Here is a 13722-nt window from a genome sequence, read left to right on the forward strand (position 1 = left end):
GGACGACGTGGTGCGGGTGGACCTGAACCGCCCCATGTCGGAGATCCGCGCCACGCTCTCGCGCTACCCGGTGAAGACGCGCCTGTCGCTGTCGGGGCCCATCGTGGTGGCCCGCGACATCGCCCACGCGAAGCTGAAGGAGCGCCTCGACCGCGGCGAGGGCCTGCCCCGGTACGTCAAGGACCACATCATCTACTACGCCGGCCCCGCCAAGAAGCCCGAGGGCTACGCGTCGGGCAGCTTCGGCCCCACCACCGCCGGCCGCATGGACTCCTACGTCGACCTGTTCATGCAGCACGGCGGCGGTTTCGTCACGCTCGCCAAGGGCAACCGCAGCAAGCAGGTCACCGAGGCCTGCAAGCGCCACGGCGGCTTCTACCTCGGCTCCATCGGCGGCCCCGCCGCCGTGCTCGCCCAGGAGTCCATCCGCAAGGTCGAGGTCCTCGAGTACCCGGAGCTCGGCATGGAGGCCGTCTGGCGCATCGAGGTGGAGGACTTCCCCGCCTTCGTGGTGGTCGACGACAAGGGCAACGACTTCTTCGCCGAGGTCAGCCGGCCGACGCTGCAGATCTCCTTCCGCCGGTAGGCCTCAGCGCAGCCGCCGCGGCCCGTCGTCCCGGCGGGTCGGCGGCGGGCCGAGCGTGATGCGCGCGCCCGTGACGAACGCGCCCTCGGGCGAGGAGAGCACCGGGTCGAGTACGAGCGAGCGCACCTCGGGCAGGTCCTCGGCGATCCGGCCCACGCGGCGCACCAGGTCCTCCAGCGCGGCGAGGTCGACCGGCTCGGTGCCGCCGTAGCCCGCGAGCAGCGGCGCGGCGCGCGGCGCCCGCACCAGGGACGCGGCGTCCTGGTCGGACACCGGCACCACCCGGAAGGCCCGGTCGCCGAGCAGCTCGGTGGCCATCCCGGACAGCCCGAACGACAGCAGGGACCCGAAGGACGGGTCGTCGACGATCTCCAGCACACAGGAGATCCCCTTCGGTGCCATCCGCTGCACGTAGACCTCGCCCTGGCCGGTGAGCCGGGCGAGGTCGGCGTGGGCGCGGCGCACGCTCGCCGGGTCGTCCAGGTCGAGCCGCACGCCCACCAGGTCGGTGCGATGGCGCCAGCGTTCGCCGACGGCCTTCAGCGCCACCGGGAAGCCCAGCTCCTCGGCCGCGGCCACGGCCGCGTCGGCGTCGGACACCTCGCGGAACTCGACGACCCGGATGCCGTAGCAGCCCAGCAGCTCCACCGCGTCGGCGTCGCCGAGCCGGTGGGTGCGCTCGGCGCCGAGGCGGGCGACGAGGCCGCGCGCCCGCTCCGCGTCGATGCCCGGCGGGCTCACGAACTCCCCCACCGGACGCGCGCGCCACGCCGCGTAGCGGGTGACCCGGGCGAGCGCCGCCGCCGCCCGCTCCGGGCTCGGGTAGCTCGGCACCGAACCCGGCCCCGGCGACCCGTCCGGGCCGGCGACCGACAGCTCGGCCGGCACGCCCTCCGCGGCGAGGAACACCGCGGCCACCGGCTTGTCGGACCCGGCGACCGCCTCCCGGAGGGCGCGCGCGTACTCCGCGCCGGGGGTCGCGACGGGCGGGACGAACACCGCGATGAGGGCGTCGGCGCCCCCGCCCTGATCGCCGCCCTGCTCGCCCTCCTGCGGGTCCCGGATCGCCCGAGCGACGGCGGCGGCGAACTCCTCCGGCGGCGCGGCGGTGCCGACGTCGACCGGCGGCCCCGCGAGCTCCAGGCCGCCGTCGAGCAGCGCATCGGCGACCAGGACGCCGAGCGCGCTCGAGTTGCCGACCACCGCGACCCGCGGCCCGGCGGGCAGCGGCTGGTAGGCCAGCAGCAGCGCCGTGTCGAACAGCTGGGTGAGCGTCTCGACCCGGATCACGCCCGCCTGCTCGAACAGCGCCCGCACGCTGGCCTCGTCGATCGGCGCCGCGCTCGCGGCCAGCGCGGGCGTGGGCCCGGAGTGCCGCCCGCTCTTCACCGCGACGATCGGCTTGGTGCGCGCGAGCCGCCGCGCCAGGCGGGCGAACTTGCGCGGGTTGCCGAACGTCTCCAGGTAGAGCAGGACGACGTCGGTGTTCGGGTCGGTCTGCCAGTACTGCAGCAGGTCGTTGCCGGACACGTCGGCCCGGTTGCCCGCGGAGACGAACGTGGACAGGCCCAGGCCGCGCTCCTTCGCCGCCGCGAGGATCGCGATGCCCAGCGCGCCGGACTGCGAGAAGAAGCCGACCCGGCCCGTGCCCGGCAGGTCGGGGGCGAGCGTGGCGTTGAGCCGCACGGACGGGTCGTTGTTGACCACGCCGAGCGCGTTCGGCCCGATCACCCGCATGCCGTGCGCCCTGGCCTCGGCGACCAGGCGCCGCTCCGCCACGACCCCGCTGCCGCCCGCGTCGGCGAACCCGGCGCTGACCACGACGAGCGTCTTGACGCCCTTCTCGAGGCAGGAGTCCATGACCTCGTCGATGCCGGCGGCGGGCACGGCGACGACGGCGAGGTCGACCTCGTCGGGGATGTCGGTGACCGAGGGGTAGGCGCGCACCCCGCGCACCGAGCGCGTGGCCGGGTTGACCGGGTAGACGGGCCCGGTGAAGTTGGCCTTCAGGAGGTTGGCCAGCACCGCGTGCCCGATCTTGGACGGATCGGTGGACGCCCCGATCACCGCGACCGACGTGGGGTGCAGCGCGTTGTGCACGCTGCGGGCCTCCGCGCGCTGCTCGCGGGCGTCGCGGACCGCGATCGAGCGCTCGGTGGGGTCGATGTCGAACTCCAGGTGCAGCACGCCCTCGGCGAACTCCCGTTTGACCTGGTACCCGGCGTCCCGGAACACCCGCACCATCCGGTGGTTCTCCACCAGCACCTCGGCCTCGAACCGGCGCAGGCCGTTCTCCCGGGCCGCCGCCGCGAGGTGCTCGAGCAGGATCGAGCCGAGCCCGCGGCCCTGGTGGTCGTCGCGCACGACGAACGCGACCTCGGCCGACTCCACGCGCCCGTCCGGCGTGGGGTTGAGCCCCTCGTAGCGGCCCACGGCGATGATGTCGTCGCCGAGCATGCAGATCAGCGCCACCCGGGTGCGGTGGTCGACGTGGGTGAACCGCTCGAGGTCGCGCGGGGGGATGCGCGGGTACGGGCCGAAGTAGCGCAGGTACCGGGTGCGTTCGGACAGGCTCTGGTGGAACCGCACCAGCGCGTCGGCGTCGTCGGGCGTGATCGGGCGCAGGTGCACGATGCCGCCGTCGGAGGCCACGACGTCGGCCTCCCAGTGGCGCGGGTAGCCCGGCTCCTTCGCGGTGACCTCACCGGTGGTCGTCTCGCCGCTGCTCGTCATGCCCGCTCAGTCCCTCGGGTCGTCCGGGTCGAGACCGTACAGCGGGAACACCGCCCGCCTCGTCTCGATGACGGCGGGGTCGACCCGGTCGGCGCCCTCGGTCCACGGGACGAACGAGGTGTCGCCGCCGTCGGTCATCGAGACCGGTAGCTGTCGCGCGGTGAGGCTCGCGGTGTGGGCGAGCCAGCCCGCGGGCAGGGGGCGCTGCGGGTCGACGTCGCGGTCGAGCACCGTGGCGATCAGGTGGGTCCACGACCGCGGCACGACCCGGAACAGGCCGTACCCGCCGCCGCCCACGGCGAGCCACTTGCCGCCCGCGGTGTGGATGGCGAGCTCGCGCAGCGTGCGGTAGATGGCGCGGTGCCCGTCGACGGTGAGCCCGAGGTCGGCGAGCGGGTCCTCGAGGTGGGTGTCCACCCCGCACTGCGTGACGAGGATCTGGGGGCGGAACTCCTGCAGCAGGGACGGCACCACCGCGTGGAAGGCGCGCAGCCAGCTCGAGTCGGGGGTGCCCGGCGGCAGCGGCAGGTTGACCGCGCGGCCCGCCGCCTCGCCCTCGCCGTACTCGCCCGGCCACCCCGTGCCCGGCCACAGCGTCATGGGGTGCTGGTGCAGCGAGACGGTGAGCACGCGCGGGTCGGAGTAGAACGCGGCCTGCACGCCGTCGCCGTGGTGGACGTCGACGTCGATGTAGGCGATGCGCTCGAACCCGTGGTCGAGCAGCCACGAGATGGCCACGGCGCAGTCGTTGTAGACGCAGAACCCCGCCGCGCGGTCGCGCATGGCGTGGTGGAGCCCGCCCGCGATGTTGACCGCGCGGTCGGCGCGGCCCTCGGCGATCTCCCGTGCGGCGAGCAGCGTTCCGCCGCAGATGAGCGCGCTGGCCTCGTGCATGCCGAGGAAGACGGGGTTGTCCTCGGTGCCGAGGCCGTGCCCCACCCCGAAGGGGTCCTCCGGCGCCGACTTCACCGCGGTGAGGTATGACGGGACGTGCACCCGCTGGACCTCCTCGTCCGGCGCCTGCTGCGGCACCAGGGGCTCGACGCCCTCGAGCACGCCGAGCTCGGTGGCGAGCCGCATCGTGAGGTCCAGCCGGACGGGGTCGAGCGGGTGGTCGTCGCCGAGGTCGTAGGACAGGAACTCCGGCGTCCACACCACCGCGGCCCGGGGGCTCACCGGGTCACCCCGACGGACGTCGGCGAACCGGGCCGCCCTACCGGCCAGGTGGGTGCGAACAGCGGTTCCATCGGCGCGAGCACCCGCACATCCTGCCCGGGATGGCGGGGCGGCTGCGAGGTGTTGCACCGATAGGATGGGGACTTGACGAAAGGGCTGGGGGCGTGAACGAGCTCATCGACACCACCGAGATGTACCTCCGCACGATCTACGAACTCGAGGAGGAGGGCATCGTCCCGCTGCGCGCGCGCATCGCGGAACGGCTCGGCCAGAGCGGGCCGACGGTGAGCCAGACCGTGGCCCGGATGGAGCGCGACGGGCTGGTGGTCGTGGCAGGCGACCGCCACCTGGAGCTCACCGAGGCCGGGCGCGCCCGCGCCGTGGCGGTGATGCGCAAGCACCGGCTCGCGGAGCGGCTCCTCGTGGACGTGATCGGGCTCGAATGGGAGTACGTGCACGCCGAGGCCTGCCGGTGGGAGCACGTGATGAGCGAGGCGGTCGAGCGCAAGCTCGTGAAGCTGCTCGACAACCCCACCACCTCCCCGTACGGCAACCCGATCCCCGGCCTCGACCAGCTGGTGAACGGCGTCGAGAGCACCGCTCCGGCGCCGTCGAGCTCGGTGTCGGCCCCTCCGATGCCGGAGGTGGGCCTGCAGCGGCTCGACGAGTTCGCCCGCCGCGGCGGTGGCCCGGTGGAGGTGCGGCGCATCGCCGAGCACGTGCAGGTGGACGCCGACCTGATGGCCGACCTCAAGTCGGCGGGCATCGTGCCGGGGCAGGACGTGGACGTGAACGCCATCTCCCGCTTCGGCGACGCCGTGACGGTGGCAGCCAACGGGCAGTCGGCCTCGGTGGCACCGCTCATCGCGCACGCGGTGCTCGTGAAGGCGCGCTGAGCGCAGCCCGCCCGCCCCTCCGGGGGCGTCGGCGCGCACCGTGAGACGGTGGGCCGCGACGCGCGGCGGCCGGGCGACGCGCGCCGAGGTTCGAGGAGGGGTTCTGTGAAGCTGCTCGTGACCGGCGGGGCGGGCTACGTCGGCAGCGTGTGCGCCGCCCACCTGGTGGACGCGGGCCACGAGGTGACGGTGCTCGACGACCTGTCCACCGGGCACAAGGACGCGGTGCCCGACGGGGCGCGGTTCGTGGAGGCCGACCTCGCCGAGGCCGCAGGCGAGGTGCTCGCCGAGGGCTTCGACGGCGTGCTGCACTTCGCGGCCAAGTCGCTCGTGGGCGAATCGGTGCAGCGGCCCGAGCTGTACTGGAACGGCAACGTGGTGACGAGCATCCGTCTGCTCGACGCCATGCGCGCCCACGGCACGCCCCGCCTCGTGTTCTCCTCCACGGCGGCCACCTACGGCGAGCCCGAGCAGGTGCCCATCCGCGAGGAGGCGCCCACCCGGCCCACCAACCCGTACGGCGCGAGCAAGCTCGCCATCGACCACGCCATCGGCTCCTACGCCGCGGCGCACGGCCTCGCCGCGGTGAGCCTGCGGTACTTCAACGTGGCCGGCGCCCACGGCCGCTTCGGCGAGCGGCACACCGTGGAGACCCACCTGATCCCGCTCGTGCTGCAGGTGGCCTCGGGCACCCGCGACGCCGTGCAGGTCTACGGCGACGACTGGCCCACGCCCGACGGCACGTGCGTGCGCGACTACATCCACGTGGACGACCTCGCCGACGCCCACCTGCTGGCCCTCGAGCACGCCGAGCCGGGCAGGCACGCGATCTACAACCTGGGCTCGGGCAGCGGGTTCTCGGTGCGCGAGGTGATCGAGGCCTGCCGCGCGGTGACCGGGCACCCGATCCCCGCCGTGACCGCGCCCCGCCGCCCGGGCGACCCCGCGGTGCTGATCGCCTCGAGCGAGAAGGCCCAGGCCGAGCTGGGCTGGCGGCCGCAGCGAACCGACCTCGCCACGATCGTGGGTGACGCCTGGGAGTTCGCCCGCAACCGGACGGCCTGACCCGCGGCTCACCGCCCACCCCCGGTGACCATCTCGCGTACCGCCGACGGGTGCAGGCCGACGGCGCGGCGGACCACACCCGCGAACGCGTGGCCGGGCCACGCCGCCTCCGCGCGGTCGAGCGCGACGTTGGCGAGGGCGCCGTCGCCGCGCAACAACGCCGACACCGCGAGCAGGGTGGCCGGCACGGCGGCCTCCGGATCGGGGGTCTCCCGCGCGAGCGCGGCCCACAGCTGCTCGGCCGCGGCGGCGTGCGGGCCCGCGCACCGCCGCAGCGCCGCGGCGCGCACCTCGTCGACCCCGAGGGCGAGGGCCAGCGCGACCACGCGGTCGTCCGCCAGCGCGAGCCTGCCCGCCGCGGCGTCGGCGATCGCGGCGTCGACGGCGCGCACGCCCGCCCCGGGATCGAGCACGGCGGGATCGGGCACGTCCCCTCCCCCGCCTGCGGCGAGGTCCACGGTGTCGAGGACCCCGTCGACCGCCCGCACCAGGCGCCGCTCGCGGCGCCGGAGCACGTCCGGATCGGCCGGGGCCACCAGCGCCCCGAGCGCTTCCCGGTCGGCGTGGACCACCCTGCCGTGCGCGACCACCGTCGCCAGGAACGGCGTGGCGGCCGGGTCGGGGACGACGCCGGCGCAGCCGCACGGGTCGTAGCAGGCCCAGCGGGCGCCGCCGGTGGTGCGTTCGGCCCACATCGACGCCTGCAGCGGCACGCCGCGCGCGTCGAACGCGGAGGCGACCGCGGTCGCGACCGCCGGGTGCGGCGGCGCTCCAGGCGGGTGGCCGGACTCGCTCACCACGACCGCGATCGCGGCCACGGGCTCGTCGAGGAGCAGCCCGCGCACCGCGGACGCGACGACGAGCTCGGCGTGCTCGGGGTAGTCGGGGTGTTCGGGCGGGGGCAGGTCGGCGCGCAGCGTGAGGCCGAGCCGGCGCCCCGAGGGGCCGGTGGCGCCGGGCAGGGTGCCGCCCACGGTGGCCATCAGCACGAGGGACTCGCGAGGGTGGAACCCCAGCACCGCCGGGATCGCGGCGACCAGTTCTCCCTGGTCGCGGATGCGGAGGGCGCGGCGGCGGTGGACGGGGAGCGGTTCGGCGGGAGGCGTCATGCGGCGAGGATGCGCCGGGGGGCCGGGGTGCTGGGTGGGTTGCTCCGTTCGGTTGTGGACAGGGGCCGGCCGAGGGGGATGGATCGGTCCGAGGTGGACAACTGCCGGCCTGGTGCACGGGATCGTCGGAGGTGTCGTCCCTCGGATGTCGATCCCCCGCTTGCCGAGCGGATCGACTCCCGCGACGCTGTCCTCCTGCGGAGTGGGAGCCTGGGGAGGCGTCGCGTGTACGACTACGACCTGCTCGTCATCGGATCCGGCCCGGGCGGGCAGAAGGCCGCGATCGCGGCCGCGAAGCTGGGCAAGCGCGTCTGCGTGGCGGAACGCCGGAGCATGATGGGCGGCGTCTGCGTCAACACCGGCACGATCCCGTCCAAGACGCTGCGGGAGGCGGTCCTCTACCTCACCGGGTTCACCCAGCGCGACCTGTACGGCGCGAGCTACCGGGTCAAGAGCGACATCACGATCGCCGACCTGCTGGCGCGCACCCAGCACGTGGTCGGGCGCGAGATCGAGGTGGTCCGCAACCAGCTGCTGCGCAACCACGTCGAGATCATCACCGGCACCGCCCGCTTCGAGGACGAGCACACCGTCACGGTGCAGGGCGAGGGGCGCGGCGACCGCACCACGGTCACCGCGGCGAACATCGTGATCGCCACCGGCACCAAGCCCGCCCGCCCCAGCGAGGTCGAGTTCGACGACGAGCACGTCCTCGACTCCGACGGCGTGCTCAAGCTGCAGCGCGTGCCCGGGTCGATGGTCGTCGTCGGCGCCGGGGTGATCGGGATCGAGTACGCGTCGATGTTCGCCGCGCTCGGGACACGGGTCACGGTGGTCGAGAAGCGGCCGTCGATGCTCGACTTCTGCGACCCCGAGGTCGTCGAGTCGTTGAAGTTCCACCTGCGCGACCAGGCGGTCACCTTCCGGTTCGGCGAGGAGGTCGCGAAGGTCGAGGTCACCTCGCGGGGCACCGTCACGAGCTTGGCCAGCGGGAAGCGGATCGCCGCCGACATGGTGATGTACTCCGCGGGCCGCCAGGGCGTGACCGACGAGCTCGACCTGGAGAAGGCCGGGCTCGAGGCCGATCAGCGCGGCCGGATCACCGTGGACAAGCAGTACCGCACGCAGGTGCCGCACATCTTCGCCGTCGGCGACGTGATCGGCTTCCCCGCGCTCGCGGCCACCAGCATGGACCAGGGCAGGCTCGCGGCCTACCACGCGTTCGGCGAGCCGGTCCGCGAGCTGCAGGAGCTGCAGCCGATCGGCATCTACACCGTGCCGGAGATCTCCTTCTGCGGCCGCACGGAGGCGGAGCTGACCGCCGCGGCGGTGCCCTACGAGGTCGGCATGTCCCGCTACCGGGAGCTGGCGCGCGGTGCGATCGTCGGCGACTCCTACGGCATGCTCAAGCTGCTCGTCTCGACCGACGACCGCACGCTTCTCGGGGTGCACGTGTTCGGCACCGGCGCCACCGACCTCGTGCACATCGGGCAGGCGATCATGGGCTGCGGCGGCACCGTCGACTACCTCGTCGACACCGTCCTCAACTACCCGACGCTGTCCGAGGCGTACAAGGTGGCCGCCCTCGACGCGACCAACAAGATCCGCGCCCTCGAGGTGTTCGGCAACGAGCTCGGCTAGTCACCGGTCCCGGCGTTCGGCGAGGTAGGCGAGCCGGCGCAGCGACTCGACGTTGCGCGGGGCGATCACGGCCGTGCGCACCGGCCCGGGGATCAGCAGCCCCGGCCCGCGCACCACGTCCTCGTCCATCACCACCACGCAGCCGCCGGCGCGCTCCTCGATCGTCAGGTGGACGGTGGCCTCGCCCGCGGGCCACCCGCGCGCCTGCAGGACCAGCTCCCGCCGGGGGACGCAGGCGACGACCGTGGTGGTGTCGTCGATCAGCACGGGCCACACGCCCACCGAGTGGTGCAGCTCGCTCCCGACGCCCGGCCACCCGGGGTCGACCGCGCGCATCCGCGACGCCCCGACGACCCAGCTCGGGTACAGCCAGCCGTCGGCGAGGACGGCCCAGACGGCGTCCGGTGACGCGTCGATCTCCCGGCTGACCGTGACCACCCCGGCAGCGTATGGCATCGCCGGGTCATCGACCCGGCAGCGGGTACAGCACTTCGGTGGGACACACAGCGAGCGACCCCGCCACGACCGCCGCGACCGCATCGGCCCTCGACACCGCGCTCGTGCTGGGCACGGCGCTGGCGCCGGTCGTCGCCCGCGGGGTGATCATCCGCAGGCCGCGCGCCGTCGCGCTCGCGGAGAAGGCCGACGCCGACCGCCTCCTCGTCCGCACCCTGCAGCGGCTGCGCTCCCGGTACGGGACGGCGCCGCTGCGGCTGGCCGTGCCGGGGCGGTCGGTGGTGCTCGTGCTCGACGACGCCGACGTGCACCGGGTGCTGGCCGGGTCACCGGAGCCGTTCGCGACCACGACGCCGGAGAAGCGGGGCGCGCTCGGCCACTTCCAGCCGCACGGCGTGCTGATCTCGCACGGCGCCGACCGGGCCGACCGGAGGCGGTTCAACGAGTCGGCGCTCGACACCGACCGGCCCCTGCACCACCTGGCCGAGCCGATGGTGGCGGTGGTGCGCGAGGAGGCGCACGCGCTGCTCGCCGAGGCCGACCGCACGGGCGTCCTGGACTGGGACGCCTTCGGGAAGGCGTGGATGCGGATCGTCCGCCGCGTCGCGCTGGGCGACTCCGCCCGCGACGACCGCGAGCTCACCGAGCTGCTCGCGCGACTGCGCGCGGCCGGCAACTGGTCGTTCGCCCACCCACGGCGCCGGGACCTGCGCGAGGAGTTCCTGCAGCGGCTGCGCCAACAGCTGGAGAAGGCCGAGCCGGGAAGCCTCGCCGCCGCGGCCGCGGACGCGCCGACCAGCCCGCGGACGCACCCCGTGGAGCAGGTGCCGCAGTGGCTCTTCGCGTTCGACCCGGCCGGCCTGGCCGCCTTCCGCGCGCTCGCGCTGCTCGCGGGTCACCCGGCCGAGCAGCGCGCCGTCGCCGACGACCTCGCCGACCGCGATCCGTCGCGGCCGCACGACCTGCCGCTGCTGCGCGCGGCCGTGCTCGAGTCGGTCCGGCTCTGGCCGACCACCCCGGCGATCCTGCGCGAGACCACGACCACCACGCGCCTGGGCGAGCGGGTCCTGCCGGCGAAGACCCTCGTGGTCGTGCTGACCCCGTTCTTCCACCGCGACGACGAGCGACTCCCCTACGCCGACCGCTTCGCACCCGCCATCTGGCAGGACGGGTCGGCCCGGGAGAGCTTGTCCCTGGTGCCGTTCAGCGCGGGCCCGGCGGTGTGCCCGGGGCAGAACCTCGTGCTGTTGCTGACCAGCACGTTGCTCGCGGCGCTGCTGCAGCACCACGAGGTCGCGCTCACGTCGCGACCCCGCCTCTACCCCGGCCGCCGGATCCCCGGCACGCTCAACCCCTACGGCCTGCGGTTCTCCGTCGCCCGCCGCCCGTCCTGAGCCGCGAGCAGCACCGTCTCGCCACGCGCGACGGTGCGGAGGCGGTGGTCGTGGCCGCGGCGGCCCACCTCCTCGACGAAGTCCCCGAGCGGGCTGCGGAACACCTGGTGGTCGTCGTGGTGGACGGGGACGACGGTGGCGGGCCCGACCAGGTCGACCAGGTCGGTGCCGCGGCGGTCGTCCATCGTGACGAGGATGCCGAGCACCCGCGTGCCACCGAGACGCGTGATCATCACGTCGACGCCGGGGAAGCGCTCGCGGATCTCCCGCAACTCCGGGCCGCACAGCGTGTCGCCGGTGACGTACACGCGCAGCACCCGCTCGCCGCGCCGCTCCAGGTCCACGACGCTGCCCATCACCGGTGGCTACAGGCGGTGCACGCCCACCGGACCGTGCCGGGCGGGCACCGCGGTCACCCGCAGCAACTCCTCGCCGCGCGCGAGCTCCCAGTCGTCCCACGTCGCCAGGCCGGTCGCGGCGCCGAAACCCCACGCTGCAGCCGGCGCGCGGCGTGCTCGGTGGTCACGACGGGCGGGCGGCGCGGCAGGTCCCGCTCGGCCACCCGGTCGAAGTGGTCGCCGTGCAGGTGCGACAGCAGCACGAGGTCCAACGGCGGCAGGTCGTCGATCGACAGGGCCGGGTCCGAGAGCCGTTTCGCGGTCAGGCCGTAGCCGAGGTGGACCCGCTCACCCCGCCGCACGAAGTTCGGGTCGGTGAGGACGGTGAACCCGCCCAGCCGCAGCAGCGTGGTCGCGGTCCCGACGAACGTCAGCGCGCCGCAGTCGCCGCGCAGGGCTCCGTCGCCCATGGACCGGTGGATACCCCGTCCGCCCGCACCGACACCCGTCTGCCCCGGGGAGCGGGATCAGTAGCCGATGCCGTGCTCGTCCAGCCACGGGCGGGGGTTGATCGTCCGGCCGCCCGGGGTCTCGACCTCGATGTGCAGGTGCGGGCCGGTGGACCGGCCCCGGTTGCCGACCTCGGCGATCACCTCGCCCGCACCGACCTTCTGGCCCTCGCGGACCAGCGACCGGTTGATGTGGCCGTAGGTGGTGACGGTGCCGTCGTCGTGGCGCACGCGGACCCACATGCCGAACCCGCTCGCCGGTCCGGACTCGATCACGGTGCCCGCGAGCGGGGCGCGGATCGGGGTGCCGATCGGGGCGGCGATGTCGAGGCCCTTGTGGGCCCGGCCCCACCGCGAGCCGAACCCGGACGTCACGCGACCGGCGATCATCTGGACGGCGCCGCCCGCCGATGCCTCGGCCTCCTCGGCCGCCTTGCGCGCTGCCTCCTCCTCGGCGGCCTTGCGGGCGGCCTCTTCCTCCGCGGCCTTCCGCGCCGCCTCCTCCGCGGCGCGGGCGGCCTCCGCCTCGGCGGCGGCCCGCTGCAGGTCGGCCGCCTTGACCAGGGACGCGGCGTCCGCGACCGGCTGCTCGGCGGGGACGTCGGCCGCCACCTCGGGGACCACCGGCGAGAAGGCCACGGACGCCGCGCCGGCGGCGTCGAACGTGTCCGCGGGCTCCGACGCGGGCTCGGTGCCCAGCAGCTCCTCGACGGCGACGCGCAGCGCGGCGCCGTCCGCGACGGCGGGGACGGTTTGGGAGAGGGCGTGCTGGGCCGTGGCGGCGAGCGCTCCGCCCGCCACGACGGTGGCGACGAACCGGGCGGGCAGCGACGAGGTCAGCTGCTGGACGGGTATCGACCGGTGGGCGCCACCGACCCCCGCTGCCGCCAGTGCGGCGGACAGCGGGGGCCCGAGGTGCGCGTGCCGGCCCTGGGGGGAGCGGTGCCGAGCCACGACCTTTCCTTCCGGATCTTCGACGACCCGGCCGGACGTCCCGCTCGGGGGTGCGGGCGGACCGTCGGGGGGCGGTTTCGGTCCGTGTCCGGTTGTCGTGACCGGGTCGTTATCGATCCGGGGGAAACGTTATCGGCCGTGGCGCGTTGGACAACGCATCGAGGCGGGAACTGAGGCCGTCGGCCACGGAGGCGCGACGAGCGGCAGGGTTCGCTGCGCACGGTGACCGCCGCTCCTCGGCCATCAGCCGTTCACCGCACAGCCACGCCCAGTCCCCCGGTGGGCGACGTCGGAGCGCGTACAAGAAAACCTGTCACCGCACGCCGGTACCGACGAACGGGGCAACTTCACCCGTCGATCGCCGATCCGGCCGCGGTGGGCGCGCCCGACGATGATCAGGATCGTAACTCGTCGCTCCCGTCAAGCCCGCACAGGGGTGGCGCCCCGACCGCCACCCCTGTGAGCTCAGCGCGGCGCGGGCCGGGCGGGCTCGATGCGCGGTGCCTCGGGCGGCCCGTCCACCTCGCACGTCACCTGCGGCGGCTCGGGCACCGCGGGCACGACCCGCACGCCCGTCCCGCCGGGCGCGGGGTCTCCCGCGCGCGGCTCGACCCGCTGGAACCGTCCCTCCTCGACCCGCGGCGGGTCGGGCGGCACCGGGACGGCCCGGAGTCGCTCGCGGTCCTCCTCGGTGGCCTCGCGCGTGACGAGCTCGCCGTTCTCGCAGGTCACGACCAGGGGCCCGCGCTCGTCGCCGGGCTCGCCCGCCGAGGCGGCACCGGTCGTCGCGATCGACAGGCCCGCCACCAGGACGGCCACCGCGATGGTGCGTCTGCGCATCGTTCGCCTTCCACTCGATCTTCGA

13 protein-coding genes are annotated in these 13722 nt (G+C 74.7%); 5 read left to right on the forward strand and 8 right to left on the reverse strand.

What is annotated here, in order from left to right:
- Window positions 1–586: FumA C-terminus/TtdB family hydratase beta subunit (locus VKZ81_RS23400; protein WP_324243803.1), on the forward strand; the 586-nt coding region annotated here is incomplete at its 5' end.
- A 3-nt stretch (window positions 587–589) separates the two neighbouring features.
- On the opposite strand, the gene VKZ81_RS23405 is transcribed toward VKZ81_RS23400, so the two are convergent.
- Both VKZ81_RS23405 and VKZ81_RS23410 read right to left on the reverse strand, forming a co-directional pair.
- Window positions 590–3319 carry a bifunctional acetate--CoA ligase family protein/GNAT family N-acetyltransferase gene (locus tag VKZ81_RS23405; RefSeq protein ID WP_324243804.1) on the reverse strand — a complete coding sequence of 910 codons (2730 nt, stop codon included), beginning with the start codon at window positions 3317–3319 and terminating at the stop codon, window positions 590–592.
- Window positions 3320–3325: 6 nt separating this feature from the next.
- Window positions 3326–4495: an acetoin utilization protein AcuC gene (locus VKZ81_RS23410; protein ID WP_324243805.1), complete on the reverse strand. Its 1170-nt coding sequence runs from the start codon at window positions 4493–4495 to the stop codon at window positions 3326–3328.
- Between the two features lie 164 nt (window positions 4496–4659).
- Here VKZ81_RS23410 and VKZ81_RS23415 point away from each other — a divergent pair, with 164 nt between their 5' ends.
- Both VKZ81_RS23415 and galE read left to right on the forward strand, forming a co-directional pair.
- On the forward strand, window positions 4660–5391 hold the full coding sequence (locus VKZ81_RS23415; RefSeq protein ID WP_324243806.1) for an iron-dependent transcriptional repressor DtxR: 732 nt from the start codon (window positions 4660–4662) through the stop codon (window positions 5389–5391).
- 105 nt (window positions 5392–5496) lie between these two features.
- On the forward strand, window positions 5497–6456 hold the full coding sequence (gene galE, locus VKZ81_RS23420) for a UDP-glucose 4-epimerase GalE (RefSeq protein WP_324243807.1): 960 nt from the start codon (window positions 5497–5499) through the stop codon (window positions 6454–6456).
- A gap of 8 nt (window positions 6457–6464) precedes the next feature.
- On the opposite strand, the gene VKZ81_RS23425 is transcribed toward galE, so the two are convergent.
- Window positions 6465–7565 (reverse strand): DUF4192 domain-containing protein, encoded by a 1101-nt coding sequence (locus VKZ81_RS23425; RefSeq protein ID WP_324243808.1) that lies wholly within the window; start codon window positions 7563–7565, stop codon window positions 6465–6467.
- A 225-nt stretch (window positions 7566–7790) separates the two neighbouring features.
- Between VKZ81_RS23425 and sthA the strand changes: the two genes are divergently transcribed.
- On the forward strand, window positions 7791–9206 hold the full coding sequence (gene sthA / locus VKZ81_RS23430) for a Si-specific NAD(P)(+) transhydrogenase (RefSeq protein ID WP_324243809.1): 1416 nt from the start codon (window positions 7791–7793) through the stop codon (window positions 9204–9206).
- Here the strand turns inward: sthA and VKZ81_RS23435 are convergent, their stop codons facing one another.
- Entirely contained in the window at window positions 9207–9644 is a 438-nt protein-coding gene (locus tag VKZ81_RS23435; RefSeq protein ID WP_324243810.1) for an SRPBCC family protein, read from the reverse strand.
- 56 nt (window positions 9645–9700) lie between these two features.
- Here VKZ81_RS23435 and VKZ81_RS23440 point away from each other — a divergent pair, with 56 nt between their 5' ends.
- The gene (locus VKZ81_RS23440; RefSeq protein ID WP_324243811.1) at window positions 9701–11056 is read left to right on the forward strand and encodes a cytochrome P450; all 1356 of its coding nucleotides are present in this window, start codon (window positions 9701–9703) and stop codon (window positions 11054–11056) included.
- Here the strand turns inward: VKZ81_RS23440 and VKZ81_RS23445 are convergent.
- The 4 genes from VKZ81_RS23445 to VKZ81_RS23460 form a co-directional block, all read right to left on the reverse strand.
- Window positions 11017–11412, reverse strand: coding sequence for an MBL fold metallo-hydrolase (locus VKZ81_RS23445; RefSeq protein WP_324243812.1), 396 nt, complete (start codon window positions 11410–11412; stop codon window positions 11017–11019). The genes VKZ81_RS23440 and VKZ81_RS23445 overlap by 40 nt on opposite strands.
- A gap of 56 nt (window positions 11413–11468) precedes the next feature.
- Window positions 11469–11864: an MBL fold metallo-hydrolase gene (locus VKZ81_RS23450; protein WP_324243813.1), complete on the reverse strand. Its 396-nt coding sequence runs from the start codon at window positions 11862–11864 to the stop codon at window positions 11469–11471.
- Between the two features lie 57 nt (window positions 11865–11921).
- Window positions 11922–12857, reverse strand: a complete 936-nt coding sequence (locus VKZ81_RS23455) for a M23 family metallopeptidase (RefSeq protein ID WP_324243814.1) — start codon at window positions 12855–12857, stop codon at window positions 11922–11924.
- A gap of 465 nt (window positions 12858–13322) precedes the next feature.
- Window positions 13323–13697, reverse strand: coding sequence for a hypothetical protein (locus tag VKZ81_RS23460; protein WP_324243815.1), 375 nt, complete (start codon window positions 13695–13697; stop codon window positions 13323–13325).
- Between the last annotated feature and the right edge of the window lie 25 nt (window positions 13698–13722).

The sequence above is a fragment of the Pseudonocardia sp. genome (genome assembly GCF_035305885.1).
Lineage (GTDB): Bacteria > Actinomycetota > Actinomycetes > Mycobacteriales > Pseudonocardiaceae > Pseudonocardia.

What these genes read in the sequence shown, in the direction of transcription:
- VKZ81_RS23405 (WP_324243804.1), bottom strand. Translation starts at nt 3,319, where the DNA reads ATGACGAGCAGCGGCGAGACGACCACCGGTGAGGTCACCGCGAAGGAG.
- VKZ81_RS23425 (WP_324243808.1), bottom strand. Translation starts at nt 7,565, where the DNA reads ATGACGCCTCCCGCCGAACCGCTCCCCGTCCACCGCCGCCGCGCCCTC.
- VKZ81_RS23445 (WP_324243812.1), bottom strand. Translation starts at nt 11,412, where the DNA reads ATGGGCAGCGTCGTGGACCTGGAGCGGCGCGGCGAGCGGGTGCTGCGC.
- VKZ81_RS23450 (WP_324243813.1), bottom strand. Translation starts at nt 11,864, where the DNA reads ATGGGCGACGGAGCCCTGCGCGGCGACTGCGGCGCGCTGACGTTCGTC.
- VKZ81_RS23460 (WP_324243815.1), bottom strand. Translation starts at nt 13,697, where the DNA reads ATGCGCAGACGCACCATCGCGGTGGCCGTCCTGGTGGCGGGCCTGTCG.